15 protein-coding genes are annotated in these 15,923 nt (G+C 36.0%); 9 read left to right on the top strand and 6 right to left on the bottom strand.

The window, feature by feature from the left end:
• The first annotated feature begins 42 nt into the window (after nt 1-42).
• From fahA to PGH12_RS16835, 3 genes are all read left to right on the top strand, one after another.
• A complete protein-coding gene (gene fahA, locus PGH12_RS16845; RefSeq protein ID WP_267598638.1) occupies nt 43-1,290 on the top strand; it encodes a fumarylacetoacetase in 1,248 nt (415 codons plus the stop codon).
• A 188-nt stretch (nt 1,291-1,478) separates the two neighbouring features.
• On the top strand, nt 1,479-2,249 hold the full coding sequence (locus tag PGH12_RS16840; RefSeq protein WP_420710305.1) for a flavin reductase family protein: 771 nt from the start codon (nt 1,479-1,481) through the stop codon (nt 2,247-2,249).
• An 18-nt stretch (nt 2,250-2,267) separates the two neighbouring features.
• On the top strand, nt 2,268-2,876 hold the full coding sequence (locus tag PGH12_RS16835; RefSeq protein WP_267598636.1) for a hypothetical protein: 609 nt from the start codon (nt 2,268-2,270) through the stop codon (nt 2,874-2,876).
• Nucleotides 2,877-2,904: 28 nt separating this feature from the next.
• Here the strand turns inward: PGH12_RS16835 and PGH12_RS16830 are convergent, their stop codons facing one another.
• Nucleotides 2,905-3,753, bottom strand: a complete 849-nt coding sequence (locus tag PGH12_RS16830; protein ID WP_267598635.1) for an alpha/beta hydrolase family protein — start codon at nt 3,751-3,753, stop codon at nt 2,905-2,907.
• A gap of 223 nt (nt 3,754-3,976) precedes the next feature.
• Between PGH12_RS16830 and PGH12_RS16825 the strand changes: the two genes are divergently transcribed.
• From PGH12_RS16825 to PGH12_RS16815, 3 genes are read left to right on the top strand one after another with little or no spacing between them, the layout of a single operon-like run.
• Nucleotides 3,977-4,750, top strand: coding sequence for a HipA family kinase (locus PGH12_RS16825; RefSeq protein ID WP_267598634.1), 774 nt, complete (start codon nt 3,977-3,979; stop codon nt 4,748-4,750).
• Nucleotides 4,737-5,120 carry a DUF3037 domain-containing protein gene (locus tag PGH12_RS16820; protein WP_267598633.1) on the top strand — a complete coding sequence of 128 codons (384 nt, stop codon included), beginning with the start codon at nt 4,737-4,739 and terminating at the stop codon, nt 5,118-5,120. Before PGH12_RS16825 ends, PGH12_RS16820 begins: the two co-directional genes overlap by 14 nt.
• A gap of 21 nt (nt 5,121-5,141) precedes the next feature.
• Entirely contained in the window at nt 5,142-6,140 is a 999-nt protein-coding gene (locus PGH12_RS16815) for an alpha/beta hydrolase (protein ID WP_267598632.1), read from the top strand.
• 39 nt (nt 6,141-6,179) lie between these two features.
• Here PGH12_RS16815 and PGH12_RS16810 read toward each other — a convergent pair whose 3' ends face one another.
• From PGH12_RS16810 to PGH12_RS16790, 5 genes are all read right to left on the bottom strand, one after another.
• Nucleotides 6,180-7,001, bottom strand: a complete 822-nt coding sequence (locus PGH12_RS16810) for an alpha/beta hydrolase (RefSeq protein ID WP_267598631.1) — start codon at nt 6,999-7,001, stop codon at nt 6,180-6,182.
• 89 nt (nt 7,002-7,090) lie between these two features.
• Nucleotides 7,091-9,421, bottom strand: a complete 2,331-nt coding sequence (locus PGH12_RS16805; protein ID WP_267598630.1) for an ATP-dependent helicase — start codon at nt 9,419-9,421, stop codon at nt 7,091-7,093.
• Between the two features lie 167 nt (nt 9,422-9,588).
• Complete coding sequence (locus tag PGH12_RS16800; RefSeq protein ID WP_267598629.1) at nt 9,589-9,957, bottom strand: response regulator; 369 nt, start codon at nt 9,955-9,957, stop codon at nt 9,589-9,591.
• Nucleotides 9,950-10,591, bottom strand: coding sequence for a sensor histidine kinase (locus tag PGH12_RS16795; protein ID WP_267598628.1), 642 nt, complete (start codon nt 10,589-10,591; stop codon nt 9,950-9,952). Before PGH12_RS16795 ends, PGH12_RS16800 begins: the two co-directional genes overlap by 8 nt.
• An 8-nt stretch (nt 10,592-10,599) precedes the next feature.
• Entirely contained in the window at nt 10,600-11,817 is a 1,218-nt protein-coding gene (locus PGH12_RS16790; RefSeq protein ID WP_267598627.1) for a PAS domain-containing protein, read from the bottom strand.
• Nucleotides 11,818-11,976: 159 nt separating this feature from the next.
• On the opposite strand from PGH12_RS16790, the gene PGH12_RS16785 reads away from it, so the two are divergent.
• The 3 genes from PGH12_RS16785 (at nt 11,977) to secG (ending at nt 15,920) form a co-directional block, all read left to right on the top strand.
• Nucleotides 11,977-13,290 (top strand): M16 family metallopeptidase, encoded by a 1,314-nt coding sequence (locus PGH12_RS16785; protein ID WP_267598626.1) that lies wholly within the window; start codon nt 11,977-11,979, stop codon nt 13,288-13,290.
• A gap of 113 nt (nt 13,291-13,403) precedes the next feature.
• On the top strand, nt 13,404-15,449 hold the full coding sequence (locus PGH12_RS16780; protein ID WP_267598625.1) for a M16 family metallopeptidase: 2,046 nt from the start codon (nt 13,404-13,406) through the stop codon (nt 15,447-15,449).
• A 123-nt stretch (nt 15,450-15,572) separates the two neighbouring features.
• Nucleotides 15,573-15,920, top strand: a complete 348-nt coding sequence (gene secG, locus PGH12_RS16775) for a preprotein translocase subunit SecG (protein ID WP_267598624.1) — start codon at nt 15,573-15,575, stop codon at nt 15,918-15,920.
• The last annotated feature ends 3 nt before the right edge of the window (nt 15,921-15,923 follow it).

Raw genomic sequence — 15,923 nt, 5'->3', positions numbered from 1 at the left:
TCAAAATGACTTTTTTAAGTCTAAACATCAAACTATTATATTATGAAATCATTTGTAGAATACAATTCAGAATCAGATTTTTCTATTCACAACATTCCGTTCGGGGTTGCTGTTTTTAATAAAGAATTTATCGCTTGTTGTACAAGAATTGGCGATCAGGTTGTAGATCTGGCACTTTTGTACGATTTATCTTATTTTGAAGAAATTGCTGGTTTAGACGATAATGTTTTCGAAGCATATACTTTAAATGAATTTATTGAATTGGGAAAACCGGTAACCAACGCCGTACGTTTAAGAATTCAGGAATTGTTGCAAGAAGGTTCTACATTAGCTAAAGATGAAAAAACGATAGAAGATGCATTCTACGATTTGGATCAGGTAAAAATGATTATGCCTGTGCATATTCCGAATTACACAGATTTTTACAGCAGCATTGAGCACGCCACAAATGTCGGAAAAATGTTCCGCGATCCCGCAAATGCTTTGCTACCAAACTGGAAACATCTGCCTGTCGGTTATCACGGTAGAGCGTCATCAATTGTTGTTTCAGGAACAGAAATTAACCGCCCGAAAGGTCAGATGAAACCTGCAGATGCAGAAAAGCCGGTTTTTGGACCTTGCAAACAGCTGGATTTCGAATTAGAAATGGCTTTCATTATCAATCAAAATACCGAAATGGGCGAAAGCGTTTCTACTAAAGATGCTGAAAATGCAATTTTCGGAATGGTGGTTTTCAATGATTGGTCAGCGAGAGATATTCAGTCTTGGGAATACGTTCCATTAGGACCGTTTTTAGCTAAAAATTTCGGTTCATCAATTTCGCCTTGGGTAGTAACACTTGAAGCACTTGAACCATTTAAAACAACTTCTCCAACACAGGATCCCGAGGTTTTAGATTATTTAAAATTTGAAGGAGATAAAAATTACGATATCAATCTTGAAGTTTACATACAGCCAGAAAACGGTGAAGAAAACCTTATTTCTGAAAGCAATTACAAACATATGTATTGGAATATGACTCAGCAGTTGGCTCATCACACAGTAAATGGCTGTAATCTTGAGGTTGGAGATATGTATGCGAGCGGAACAATCTCAGGAAGTGATCCAAAATCTTTTGGTTCTATGCTGGAATTAACTTGGAGAGGTCAAAACCCAATCACATTGACCAACGGACAGGAAAGGAAATTCATCGAAGATAATGACACCGTGACCATGAAAGCCTGGGCAGAAAAAGATGGAGTGAGAGTTGGTTTCGGGGAGGTTTCAGGTAAAATTATTCCAACTAAATAAATTATTTAACCACAAAATAATCTACACCAAGTTTGTCACTCCGAGGGAATCTCAGCTATTATAGTTCAATGTTGCTAAGATTCCTACGGAATGACAAACATAATATTTACTTCATTAAATTTTAAATTAAAATATTTTTGAAAACACTTATCCCAAACGAAATAACTCCCGTTCAGCTACAAACCATTATGCAGACAGCCGTTTCACCACGGCCAATTGCGTTGGCTTCAACCGTGGACAAAGATGGAAACAGCAATTTATCGCCGTTCAGTTTTTTTAATATGTTCAGTACCGTTCCACCTATTTTGATTTTTTCACCATCAAGAAGAGTTCGTGACAATACGACCAAACATACTTTGGAGAATGTTTTGGAAGTTCCTGAAGTTGTGATCGGAACCGTAAATTTCCCAATCGTACAGCAGATTTCTTTGGCTTCCACTGAATATGGAGATGATGTGAATGAATTTATCAAATCTGGATTGACGATGAAAGATGCTGATTTGGTAAAACCAAAATTGATTGAAGAATGTCCTGTAAATTTTGAATGCAAAGTTTTAGAAATAAAATCTTTGGGAGATCAAGGTGGCGCAGGAAATCTGGTAATTTGTGAAGTAAAAAAAATTCATATACGGGAAGAATACTTGAATGAGGAAGGAAATTTAGACCAGGCAAAATTAGATATGGTTGCACGTTTGGGCGGAAATTGGTATTCCAGAAATAATGAGAACAATCTTTTTGAAGTTCCCAAACCATTGGTCACAAAAGGAATTGGCTTTGATCTTCTTCCTGATGCCATAAAATACAGCAAAGTATTTACGGGAAACGATTTGGGAATGCTGGCAAATGTGGAAGTTTTACCTTCAGAAAACTGTCATGATGATGAAAATGTACATCTTGACGCACAAAAGTTGCTATTGGAAAACAGGATTGAGGAAGCGTGGAAACTTTTGGTGAAATAAATTGATAAAAGATATCAGATGAAGAAAAGTGTTATTTTATTATTTGTCTTGATTACTCTACAGTCGTGCTATTATCCTGTCAGAAAAGATTACAGCATTTATAGTAAATCACTTGTATTTTCGAAAGATAAAAAATGGCTGATCAACAATATCAATACTACAGTAGATTCTCATCACAGAGAAATGATGAGTGAGGAAACATTACAACTCTTTCAAGATTTGAGCGGTGGTAATGCTTTTGATCTGAAAACTGCAAAGTCTGAAAATATTATTAAAAACAATATTCCGTTTGATCCTCAGACTGAAGATCTTGAGGCTTTAAAGAGCAGCACTGATTTCAATTTTTTGGTAAATGTTTATACATTTAAAGTTCGGAACGCTTTAGACGGCGCACTTGGTGAACAATATGACTACAAAAAGAATGAAACTTTTGCGATGATGGATGTATATGATATTACGACACTGAAAAAAATATATTCACTAAAAGCATCTTCGGAAGTTTCTGTTGAAAAGGGTCAGAAAGCAACAATTTTTACTCCGACAACCGAAATGATGACGATGAAAAACTTTAGAAGTCTTCTAAAATCAGTAAAAAAGAATTCTATAAAAACCAATAATTCACTTTAAGAAATAAGATAGTTTTAGGCTATCTTTTTTATTCATGCACTATTTTATCATTCAGAAAATCAATGCATTTCTCAACTACTTTATTCAAATCTTCCGGTAAAAATTTTTCTTCCCACGGCTCTTTTGCTCCAAAAACGTGATTTCCGCTTTCAATTAAAAACAACTCAGAATTAGGGTTCAAAACATGAAGGTGTTCAGCATTCTTCACACTTACTCCTTCATCTTTTGTCCCGTGAATAATCAAAACATGAGCTTTTGCCATCTCCATTGAGCGCTCTACATCAAAACGATGTTCATTATTTTTAAAGTCTTCATAAAACTGATAATAGTGCGGCATTTCCTGTTTTGTTCTTGCATTTTCGATGTAATAAACTCCTTTCTTTTTCCATTCTTCAAGACCATCATCCTTCGGAAATCGATCTAAAGAATCTACACTTGCCAAAGTAATTAAGCCATTAATTCTAATATCTTCACAGGTTTTCACAATAGAAATCGCTCCTCCCCGACTGTGACCCATCAAAATTATTTTTTCTGCATCTACTTGCGGATTCTTGCTAAAATGATCAATCACCAGTCCCAAATCTGACAATTCTTTTGAGTAATTATTTTCACCGAAAGCTTTAAGATCATCAAATTCTGTCGGATTTACTAAAGTTGTTCCGTTGTATGAGAAATTAAATTTAACAAAATAAAAACCTGCTTCAGCAATTTTTTCTGCCATCAAATTCCACGCACCCCAATCTTTGTAGCCTTTATAACCGTGGATAAAAATTACCAATGGCAATTTTTTATCAGTTTTAATATAAAATGCGTCGGCAAGAAAATCTTTGGTTTCAGGATTTTGAATGACGATATTTTGCTCTTTTATGATTTCCATATTTTTTATTTTTAGGTTCAGTATTAAATTTCGAAGCAACTGCGTATTCCTTGAAAATATAAAATATTTTATTGATTAAAATGTTGAGGTTTTACGAAACGACAAGCTCAATGAATAAAACTATTTTAAAATAGACTTCTAAATGATAACTGACCAATTTACTTTTTCATTTAAAAATATTAAAAATAGAATTAAACACAAAGTAAAATCTTATTTTTGCGCTATGTTGGATTTACGAACGGTTACAGTAATGCGCTATATTCTCCCGCTGCGCGAAGGTGGCTCACTTCCTGCTTTGGCAGAGGCCGATGATGATTTTAAATATGTTCTGAAATTTCGTGGTGCAGGTCACGGAGTTAAAATGTTGATTTCTGAATTGCTGGGCGGTAAAATTACCGAGATTTTGGGCTTAAAAATTCCGGAATTAGTTTTTGCAAATCTGGATGTGGATTTTGGACGGACGGAAGCTGATGAAGAAATTCAGGATTTACTTAAAAACTCAGAAGGTTTAAATCTGGGTTTGCATTACTTGTCAGAATCCATTGCTTTTGATTCAAGTATTAAAGTTGATCCTCTTTTGGCTTCAAAAATTGTCTGGCTAGATGCTTTTATTACCAATATCGACCGTACTTTTAAAAACACCAATCTTTTGATGTGGCATAAAGAACTGTGGGTCATTGACAATGGCGCCTCTTTTTACTTTCATCATTCGTGGCAAAATTTTGACACGGCGGCAAAAACTCCGTTTAAATATGTAAAAGATCACGTTCTTCTTCCTCAGGCAACAAAATTGGATGAAGCTGATCAATTTGCTCATGAAATTTTAAATGATTCTGTTTTCAGAGACATTGTCAATCTTATCCCGGAAGACTGGTTGCAATGGGAAGATGCCGAAGAAAATGCAGACGAAATTCGTGAAGTGTATTTTAATTTTATGAAAACGCGATTGGAAAACTCTCAAATCTTTTTAAAAGAAGCCAAAAATGCTAGAGGATAAAATATACGAATACGCAGTTATACGGCTGGTTCCCAAAGTTGAAAGAGAAGAGTTTTTCAATATAGGACTGGTGATGTTTTCAAAGAAAGAAAAATTTATCCGTGTAGAATTTTATCTCTGCCCAGATAAATTTAAACTCATGAGAAGCAAACTGGATTATGATGATATTATTCAAAATCTTGAAAGTTTCCAGAAGATAGCCTACGGAGCCAAAGATGGCGGTCCGGTTGCTCACATGGATATTCCTGAAAGATTCCGCTGGTTGACGGCGTTGAGAAGTGCTGTAGTACAAACCTCAAGACCTCATCCCGGAAAATCTAAAGACCTGGAAAAGACGTTTGGTAAACTTTTTGAGGAGTTAGTAAAATAACGCTTTTTCAAATTTATTTTTATGAATTCTAAATTTCCCACAACACATATCAACAGGGTTTTTATAAACCTGTTTTTTATTTTCTTCTTATCGGCATCACTATTTTCGCAGACAAAAAAGAGCACTTTACTTCAAGAAGAAACCACAGTTTCTGAAAATATTACTTATAAAAAAGACGATCTGGGAAACGATCTTCAGTTAGACATTTACAAACCAAAAAATTCTACAACTGGAAAATTACCAGTTGTTGTTTTTTTACATGGCGGCGCGTGGGCACTTGGCGATAAGGTAATCGCACCGGACAATTATGTTGAACAAACTATTTTGAAACTTACAGAAAAAAACTTTGCAGTTTTAAGTGTCAATTATCGTTTGGTAAGCGATACTGTTCATTTTCCTGGTCCTGTGGAAGACTCAAAAGATGCGGTGCGATGGGTGAGAAAAAATGCTGCTCAATACGGATTTGATTCAGAAAACATTGGATATTGGGGCGTTTCCGCGGGGGCACATCTTTCTTTACTTTCTGCTTATACAACTGATAGTGAATTTATTGGCGATTCAGAATTATCAAAATATTCCGGGAGAGTAAATTATGTAGTTGATAATTTTGGCCCAACGGATATGAATAGATTGTTACATACCAAAGCACCAAAGCCGCTACTTTTTGTTGTAGGTTTAATCGCTAAAGAAATTATTGACATCAGAACCAAACTTGCCAAAGGAATTACAGGCTACGATATAAAGACTGACAGGAAAAAAGTGATTGAGATCTGCAAAACAGTTTCACCTTTAAATTACACCGACAACAGCGTTCCCACATTGATACTGCACGGTGATAAAGACAAGGTTGCCCCAATTAGACATTCAAAAAGACTGATTAAAATGCTGGATAAAACAACTACTCCACATTCGCTGATCGTAGTAAAAAAAGGAAATCACGGTTTTAAAGATACAGAAAAATCTTATCAGAACGAGCTCAATGAAGCTATGATCAATTTTATTATTTCACAAAAAAAATAAAACTAAATGAACAGGTAAGAAATCAAAATTTTTAAATATTTATTTTTTCTTCACTTTTTCAACTCTTTTTATCTCGGTCAGTAACAAAGGAAAAGCAGGTTGAGCCATTCCGCCGTGATCGAAGCCATCAAGTTCGTAAAGTGTGGTTTCTTTATGGCCTTTCAGCTTCATCATTCTCCACATATATGCGTTTTCTTCATATCTTCCGAGAAGTTCTTTTTCTCTGTCACCTGTAATTAAAAGCAAAGGCGGCGCATCTGCACGGATAAAATGAAGTGGCGCCATCTCGTCAATTCTAGCATCCAGTTCATCGATTCCTTTTTCTTTTCTTGTGGTAAAATGGGAGATCATTTGTCCGCTGAACGGGATAATTCCGGCTAGTTTGTTGGCGTCAATTTTATATTTATTCAAATAAGACTTATCTAAACCAACCATTATTGCAAGATATCCGCCCGCTGAATGTCCTGAGATGAAAACTAAATCTTCACTTCCTCCATACTTTTTAATATTTTTAAAAACCCAGGCTGTTGCAGCTGCAGCGTCTTCAATATATTTCGGAGCATTCACTTTCGGAGACAATCTGTAATTGACCGCAATTACTGCGACTCCTTTATTTTTAAGCTCTTCGGGAATATGTTTTTCGCCACCTGTAATCCCGCCACCGTGAAACCAGATTACTGTAGAGAAATTCTTTGTGTTTTTTGGAACATAAACATCCAAAACACATCTTTCGTTAATGTAAGCGTCAGATTTATTCGTTGTTTCTTCGTAGTAGTGAACGTTTTGAAGGGTTTGATATTCCTGTGAAAATAAGGGTATTGAAGTAATCGTTATGAATAAAAATATGAGAATCTTTTTCATTGTATTCTTTTTGGAATTTAAAGATATGAATTATAAAAAAACAGACCTTCAGAAAAAGTCTGTTTAATATGTATTATCAAATTTTAGACTTAAATTTTTGTCAGTTTAGCATATTTCAGAATTAAATTCTTCTCACCTTCATGTAAGAAAACTACTTTCGCTTTGATATTCTGAGGATCGGTGCCATCTAAAAATTTAACTTCACCAATACCAAAACGGTCGTGTCTCACTTTGTCACCCACCTCGATATCCTGCGAAGAAGCACCACTTGGATTGATAATTTTTGCTGTCGCTACCGGTTTTAGTTTTCTAGGTTCTGCAATCGGCTTATCGTTTTCAGACTTAGCGATCGTCTTCTTCTCCACTTTTTTGAAACTTCGCATTTCAGAAGGATGCTCATCAAATATATTAGAGGTAATTCCGGCATTATTGATGAATCTCTTCTCAATCGCAGGATTTAAAAATTCAATATATTGCTCATCGACTTCACTCAAAAATCGTGACGGTTCTGCATCGGTAATTTTTCCCCACTGAAAACGAGAAACTGCGTAGGAGAAAAATGCCTGTTTTTCGGCTCTCGTCAATGCAACATAAAACAAACGTCTTTCTTCCTCCAGATCTTCTCTGGTGGCCGAACTCATAAAACTCGGAAACAAATTTTCTTCCAATCCAACCAAATGTACAACCGGAAATTCAAGACCTTTCGACAGGTGAATCGTCATCAGCGAAACCATATCTTCATTATCATCTTTCCTTTGTGTATCGGCAGAAAGTGCGATGTTTTCAAGGAAATTTGGTAAACTTGGGTCACCATCTTCAATTTGCTGCTGTTCTTCAATAAAGCCCTGCATTGAGTTCATTAATTCCTGAACGTTCTCTACACGGGAAATACCTTCTGGAGTCTGATCATCTTTTAAAAATTTAATTAAACCGCTTCGCTTGGCAACTTCCATCGCAACGCTGTATGCGGTTTCCGTTTTAAGCAAAACCTGAAATGCTTTGATCATCGACCAGAAATCACTCAGCTTAGTTAAAACTCCATTGTTAAATTTTAGTTGTGGCGCGTACATTCCGAGATTGTCGAGAACTTTTGATACCGATATATTTTGTGAATCTGCAAAAACAATCAATTTATTCTGAGTAGTTTCACCAATTCCTCTTGTGGGATAATTAATGATTCGCATTAACGCTTCAGAATCATTTTCATTGACGAGAAGACGAAGATAACCAATCAAATCTTTCACTTCTTTCCTTTGATAGAAAGACAAACCGCCATACACTTTATACGGAATATTTTTTCTTCTTAAAGAGTCTTCAAACGCTCTTGTCTGTGAGTTGGTACGGTATAAAATTGCGAAATCGCTGAATTTCTTTTGTTCTCTGTTGCTCAGTTCCCAGATGTTCCCGGCAACGAAATTGGCTTCGTCAGCATCAGAAAGCGATCTGTACACTTTGATTTTTTCTCCCTCTTCGTTTTCACTAAAAACATTTTTCTTAAACTGCTGAAGGTTTTTAGAGATTACTACGTTTGCAGCATTTACAATATTCTGGGTAGAACGATAATTTTGTTCCAGAGAAACCGTCATTGCATCCGGATAATCTTTTTTGAAATTTAAAATATTGTAAATATTCGCACCACGAAAAGAGTAAATCGACTGTGCATCATCACCTACCACACAAATATTTTCGAATTTTGAGGCTAAAGCTTTCACAATCAAATACTGAGAATGATTCGTATCCTGGTACTCATCTACCAAAATGTATCTGAATCTGTCTTGATATTTAGCTAAAACTTCGGGAAATCTTGTTAATAATTCATTGGTTTTCAGCAATAAATCATCAAAATCCATCGAGCCGTTTTTATAACAGGCTTCAACATATTTTTCATAAATTTTTCCGATGAATTTCATGTTGGCTTTTTCGTCAGCTTCAATTAATTCAGGATTGTTATAATATGCTTTTACGGTAATCAGGTTATTTTTATAATTGGAAATTCTTGCCTGAACTTTTTTGGGCTTATACAGATCTGCATCAATATTCATGTCTTTCAAAACTTTTCTGATGACATTTAAAGCATCCTGCTGATCGTAAATCGTAAAATTGGAAGGATAGCCCAAATAATGCGCCTCACTTCTCAGAATTCTTGCAAAAACAGAGTGAAAAGTACCCATCCACAGACTTCGTGCATTACTTTGTCCTACCACTTTTGCAATACGTTCTTTCATTTCCTTTGCTGCCTTGTTGGTAAAGGTCAATGCCAGAATATTAAACGGATCAACCCCATTTGTAATCAAATGCGCAATACGCATCGTAAGCACACGTGTTTTCCCGGAACCGGCTCCTGCAAGCACCATGAGAGGTCCTTGTAAAGTGGTAACGGCTTCATATTGTGATTCGTTGAGTCCTTTCAGATAATCCATACAGCAAAAAAATTTGGGAACACAAAATTAGTGTATTATAAGGAGAATTCAAATTTTGTATCGAAATGTCTGCCTTATAATTTCCGAGTAATTCTTTACAATTTAGGCAAAAAAAAAATCAGCAAAATAAATTCTGCTGATCGTTTGTGTATTGTAAGTTTTAAAATTTATTTAGCATAAGTCTTTAATCTGTCAACCATATCTCCCAGATCAAAAGGTTTGGCGATAAAAGCGTCTGCACCAGCCTCCAAAGCCGACTGTTCTAAACCACGACTTGCCGACATGATCAAAACAGGAATATCTTTTAAATTTTCATCAGATTTTATTTCTCTGCAAATATCTCGGCCGTCTTCCCCGGAAAGCCACATATCCATGAGGATAACATTGGGTTTAGAATCTGCATTCAAAGTTTTCAACATATCTGAACCTTTATAAAATTTTTCTATTTCAAATCCTTCAAAATCCAGCATCATTTCTATAGAATCTACGATCGCAGGACTGTCATCTACCACTAAAACTTTTGTCGCATTAGGCATTTTGTTGTACGTTTTTACTTTTGGGAATTTCGAAGCAAAAATCAGACCCTTTTTCTTCATTTGACGTCACATAAATGCGGCCACCTGTACGTTTGATAATTTCTGAAGAAATGTATAGACCTAATCCCAACCCCGGAAAAGTATGCTCTTTCGCATTGCTCACTCTGTAATACTGTTCAAAAATTTTCTTTTGTTTATCTTCAGGAATACCAATCCCGAAATCTTTTACACAGAATCTCACGTGATCGCCTACTAATTTTGTAGAAACAATCACCTCATCTGCATCGGGAGAATATTTTACGGCATTGCTTATGAGATTGCTCATTACCTGTGATACACGATGTCTGTCTGAAAATATTTTACCTACCTGAGAGTGATTAAATGTAATCTTATGCCTTGCAGACATTTGCTGTTCGGCAACAATTTCTTCTGCGAGCTGATCAAAATCAAATTCAGATTCATTGAGTTGAATTTTGCCATTCTGAATTTTTGTAACGTCAAGCAGATCACTTATTAGATCGGTTAAAAGATCAATCTGGTCATCCATCTTTCTGGCAACCTGAGCATTCTTCAGATCATTTTGGCGAACAAGATTTTTTTCGATAAACTGAGTGTAAATCTTTAAACTCGTCAAAGGTGTTTTCAGTTCGGACTTGCAATTCCGAGGAAATTATCTTTTTGCGTCTGAAGCTGCTTAAAATCGTCGATATCTGTGAAAGTTCCGATCCACTGTTTGATGTTTCCACAATCGTCAAATGCGGCAACCGCTCTTCCCAAAAACCATCGGTAAATTTCAGGATTACTCGGATCTAAAAACTGATATTCCATTTCAAAAGAATTTCCTGTTTTCAGACTTTCTTCCCAAATAGTTTCCACTTCTGCATAGACGTTCGGATGAATAATTTTCTTTACACCGATCGCTGGATCTTCTTCTCTGTCGAAACCCGTGTAGCGATACCAGTTATCATTCATATAAGTCATTTTTCCGTCTTTATCACAAGTCCATACAAATTGCGGCATAGAATCGGCCAGATCTCTGAATTTTTCTTCTCTTTGCTGAATTTCTTTACGGGCAATCACCAAATCTGTAACATCAACCGCCATATTGTGAATCGCATACACTTCGCCGTTTTGATTCTTGATTGGTTTGTAGGAAAAATTAAAATAATAGGTCTGAAGTTTGCCATCCACCACAAGATCTACACGGTCTTCGGTTGCAGTATACGTCTGCCCGGTTTTGAAAATATCTTTTAGAATTCCTATAAAAGGCTGACCTTCGAGCTCCGGCAAAGCATCTTCCAGCTTTGTTCCGATTACTGATGCATCTTTGCCCCAGGTTTTGAGCATCAGGTCATTGGCAAGTTCTATATAAAGATCATCGGAACGATAAATTGCTGTAGAATAGTCAGAATTTTTAATTAAATCTTCAAATCGATATTCACTTTCTCTAAGTTTACGCTCAGACATTACCTGATCTGTAACCTCAGTGGCAACAACACTTACCCCAATAATTTTTTTATCAACATGATAAACCGGTGAATAAATAAAGTCGAAAAAATGTTCTTCTAAATTTCCGAATTTTTCCAAAAAAATGGATAGTTTATTTCCTTTAAATACCTCGCCTTTATGATAAACGTTTTCAAAAATTTCTACAAAACCCTGAGACTTGATTTCTGGAAGCACGTCAAATAGCGGCTGACCAACCGAGCTAGAATCTCTTCCCCAAAGTTCTAAAATCTGAGGATTGGCGCTCTCAATAATAAGATCTTCGCCCAGCAACAAACACATTGCTACAGGAGCCTGGCTGAATAAAGTGATTAATGATTCCTGTGAAATATTCTGTTCTATAAAGCTTTTCATGAAGTCCGGATAATTGCGTTCGAAATTAATTCTTGATAATGAAAGAATTGTATGATTAAGATCAAATGATGATTCTAACTTTTAAAACTACAAAATTTAATTAAAAATATGTAACATTTAATGTATTTTTGGCACTAATTGACAAAACAATTTCTATTTATGAAAAAACGACTTCTTAGTGCTGCGGCAGCTGCTTTTTTTGGAGTAATGCTGAATGCACAACAAATCAAATTCGAAGAATATGATCTGCCAAATGGTTTACACGTAATTCTTCATCAGGATAATTCGGCACCGGTAGTTACAACAGGGGTAATGTATCACGTCGGGGCAAAAGACGAGGTTATAGGAAGAACGGGTTTTGCTCACTTTTTTGAGCACCTTTTATTTGAAGGAACTCCCAATATTAAAAGAGGAGAATGGTTCAAAATCGTTTCTTCAAACGGAGGACAAAACAATGCAAACACGACAAACGACAGAACGTATTATTACGAAACTTTCCCGTCTAACAACGAGCAATTGGGACTTTGGATGGAAGCTGAAAGATTGCGTCATGCAGAAATCAACCAAATCGGTGTAGATACACAGAGAGAAGTTGTAAAAGAAGAAAAAAGATTAAGAATGGATAACCAGCCTTATGGAAATCTTTTCACAACGGTACAGAAAAACCTCTTCACCAATCACCCTTACAACTGGCCGACTATCGGTTCTATGGAGGATTTAAATGGTGCAAAACTAGAAGAATTTAAAGCTTTTTATAAAAAATATTACGTTCCGAATAACGCAACTTTGGTTGTAGCAGGTGATATCAAGCCTGAGCAGACCAAAAAATGGATTATGGAATACTACGGTGGCATACCTAAAGGAACTGTTTATCCTAAAAACTTCCCGAAAGATGCGCCAATCACTCAGGAAAAAGAAGTAACGGCTACTGACCCGAATATTCAGCTTCCGGCTTACGTTTTCGCTTATAGAACCCCGGCTAACAAAGAAAAAGATGCGTATATCTTAGATATGCTTTCTTCTTACTTAAGCAGCGGAAAATCTTCAGTTTTATACAAAAAATTGGTTGATCAGGAGAAAAAAGCGCTTCAGGTACAGGCATTTAATCAAGGTCTTGAAGACTACGGAATTTTCGCATTTTTTGCAATCCCGATGGGAGCTACAACGAAGCAGACTTTGCAGGCAGATATTGATGCAGAAATCAAAAAACTTCAGACTACATTGATTTCTCAGGAAGATTATCAAAAACTTCAGAATCAGTTTGAGAATCAGTTTGTAAACGCAAACTCAAGCATTCAGGGAATTGCTGCTTCATTGGCAACAAACCACGTGTTGATGGGAGATACTAATTTGATCAATAAAGAAATCGACATTTACAGATCGATCACGAAGCAAGATCTTCAAAATGCTGCTAAAAAGTATCTTAATCCTAACCAAAGAGTAATCATTAATTACGTTCCCGAAAAAAAATAATCATTAAATAGATTCAGGATTTTAGATTATTAAAACGACATTTTCAAGCGTCTTTTATCAATCTCAAGACAATGATCAATTTATCAAGGATTATTCAAATTAAATTTTTACAAATGAAAAAGCAATTAACATATATAGCAGTAGCATTTTTATTCACAGGAATGCTTTCTGCACAAAAAATTGACCTGAATGCAATGCCGAAGCCGGGACCAACTCCTGCAATCAACATTGCGCAGCCAAAAACTTTTCAGCTTAAAAACGGCTTGACCGTAATGGTGGTTGAAAACAACAAACTACCAAGAGTAAACATGAGCCTTTCTATGGACAGACAACCTTATTACGAGGGTGATGTTGCAGGAGTAAGCGAAATCATGGCAGATCAGCTGGGTAACGGAACAACGACTTTAAGCAAAGACGAATTCAACAAAAAGATTGATTTCCTGGGAGCAAACTTAGGTTTCAGTTCTGCAGGAGCTTCTTCTAACTCACTTTCAAAATATTTCCCGGAAGTTTTAGGTTTAATGGCTGATGCGATTATCAATCCTAAATTTTCTGCTGACGAAATTCAAAAATCAAAAGAAAGATCTATTGAAGGTATCAAAAGTGAAGAAAAAAATGCTTCATCTATCGCTTCAAGAGTTTCTAACGCGTTGATCTACGGAAAAAACACTTCAAGAGGAGAATTTCAAACAGTAGAAACCGTAAATAAAATTCAGCTTGCAGATGTTCAGAATGTTTACAAAAAATATTACGCTCCGGATAATGCTTATCTGGTAATCGTAGGTGATGTAAAATTTGACAAAGTGAAACCTTTGGTGGAGAAAGCTTTCAGCAACTGGAAAAAAGCAAACACCACTTTTGCACCTTTGGAGCCGGCTTCAAATGTTGCCAAAACAGAGATTAACGTAGTTGACGTTCCATCTGCAGTACAATCTGTAGTTTCTGTAGGAAACATCAATACATTGAAGATGAAAGATCCTAATTACTTCCCTGCTACTATTGCCAATTACATCTTAGGCGGCGGCGGTGAAGCAAGACTTTTCATGAATCTTCGTGAGAAAAACGGATTTACTTATGGTGCATACTCTAGCATGAGCCCGAGCAAATATTCTCCTGATTTCTCAGCGGAAGCAAGCGTAAGAAATGAAGTTACTGATAAAGCGGTAAAAGAATTCATGAATGAAATCAATGGAATTTCTACCGTAAAAGCAGACGAATTAGCAAATGCAAAAGCTAAATTGAAAGGAAGTTTCATCATGTCTTTGGAGCAGCCTGCAACGATCGCAAGATTTGCAGTTAGTCAGAAAGTTAACGACCTTCCTGCTGATTTTTATACAAATTATCTGAAATCAATCGATAAAGTGACTGCTGCAGATGTATCAAGCGCTGTAAAAGCTACAGTTTTACCAAACCAAAGCAGAATTTTCATCGCTGGTAAAGCATCTGATATTTCTGAAGGTTTAGAAAAATTAGGTTACCCTGTAAAATATTATGATACGAATGCAAATCCTGTTGCAAAACCAACTGCGCAGAAAATTGATGCTGGTGTAACGGTAGCTTCTGTTGTAGATAAATACATTACAGCAATTGGAGGTAAAGCAAACTTAGCTAAAGTTTCTTCTTACACAATGACTGGCTCAATGTCTATGCAGGGACAAAACATTGATATCAAAACTATCAAAGCACAGGGAGGAAAAGAATTACAATTAGTTTCTATGGGAGCAATGACTCTTCAGAAACAGGTTTTTGATGGTAAAACAGGTTTTTCTGAGCAACAAGGTCAGAAAGTACCAATGACTAAAGAAGAAATTGCTGACAACCTGAAAAATACTGAACTTTTCGAAGAGTTAGGTTTCGCAAAATCTGGTGATTACCAATTGGGGGGCATCGAAAAAATAAACGGTGAAGATTCTTACGCAATCAAAGCTGGTGATGAGACTTACTATTACAGTGTAAAAACCGGTTTAAAGACTGGGGAAACTAAAGTTGAAAAAGCTCAGGGGCAAACATTTACTGTTCCTACAACTTATTCTGATTACAAAGATGTTGCAGGTGTGAAAATGCCTTACAAAATCACAATGAGTCAGATGGGTATGGATATGACAATGAATGTAAAATCTTACGAAGTAAATCAGGCAAAAGATTCAGATTTCAAATAAGAAACTAGCATATCATAAAAAAGCGGCAACAATTGTTGCCGCTTTTTGTTTTTAGTGAAATCTTTATTTTGCGGTTCTGTAAAAAAACATTAAATTTGCCCATTCAAAAAGATATTAGAATTAATGGATACTATATTTACACTATTGATGGTTCTTATTATGATTGCCAGCATTTTATTGGTAATCGTTGTTATGGCTCAGAACCCTAAAGGAGGCGGCCTTTCAAGTACATTCGGAGGTGCTTCTTCTGCACAGTTCGGAGTACAGAGAACCAACGACTTTATGGAAAAATCTACATGGACTTTGGGAGCGGTAATTATCGTTCTTATCTTAATCAGCGTAGTTGTTACCGGGAAACCAAAACAATCTGCACCGCCTGTTCCACCAATGCCAAAAACTGAAGCTCCTGCTAATCAAACAGCTCCTGCTTCTAAAACTACTGCTCCGGTAAGTGTTCCGGCAACTAAATAAGAA

It is taken from the genome of Chryseobacterium sp. CY350 (genome assembly GCF_027945075.1).
Lineage (GTDB): Bacteria > Bacteroidota > Bacteroidia > Flavobacteriales > Weeksellaceae > Chryseobacterium.
The sequence above is the reverse complement of the archived record's forward strand: the minus strand, read 5'-3'. Positions and strand labels throughout refer to the sequence as shown.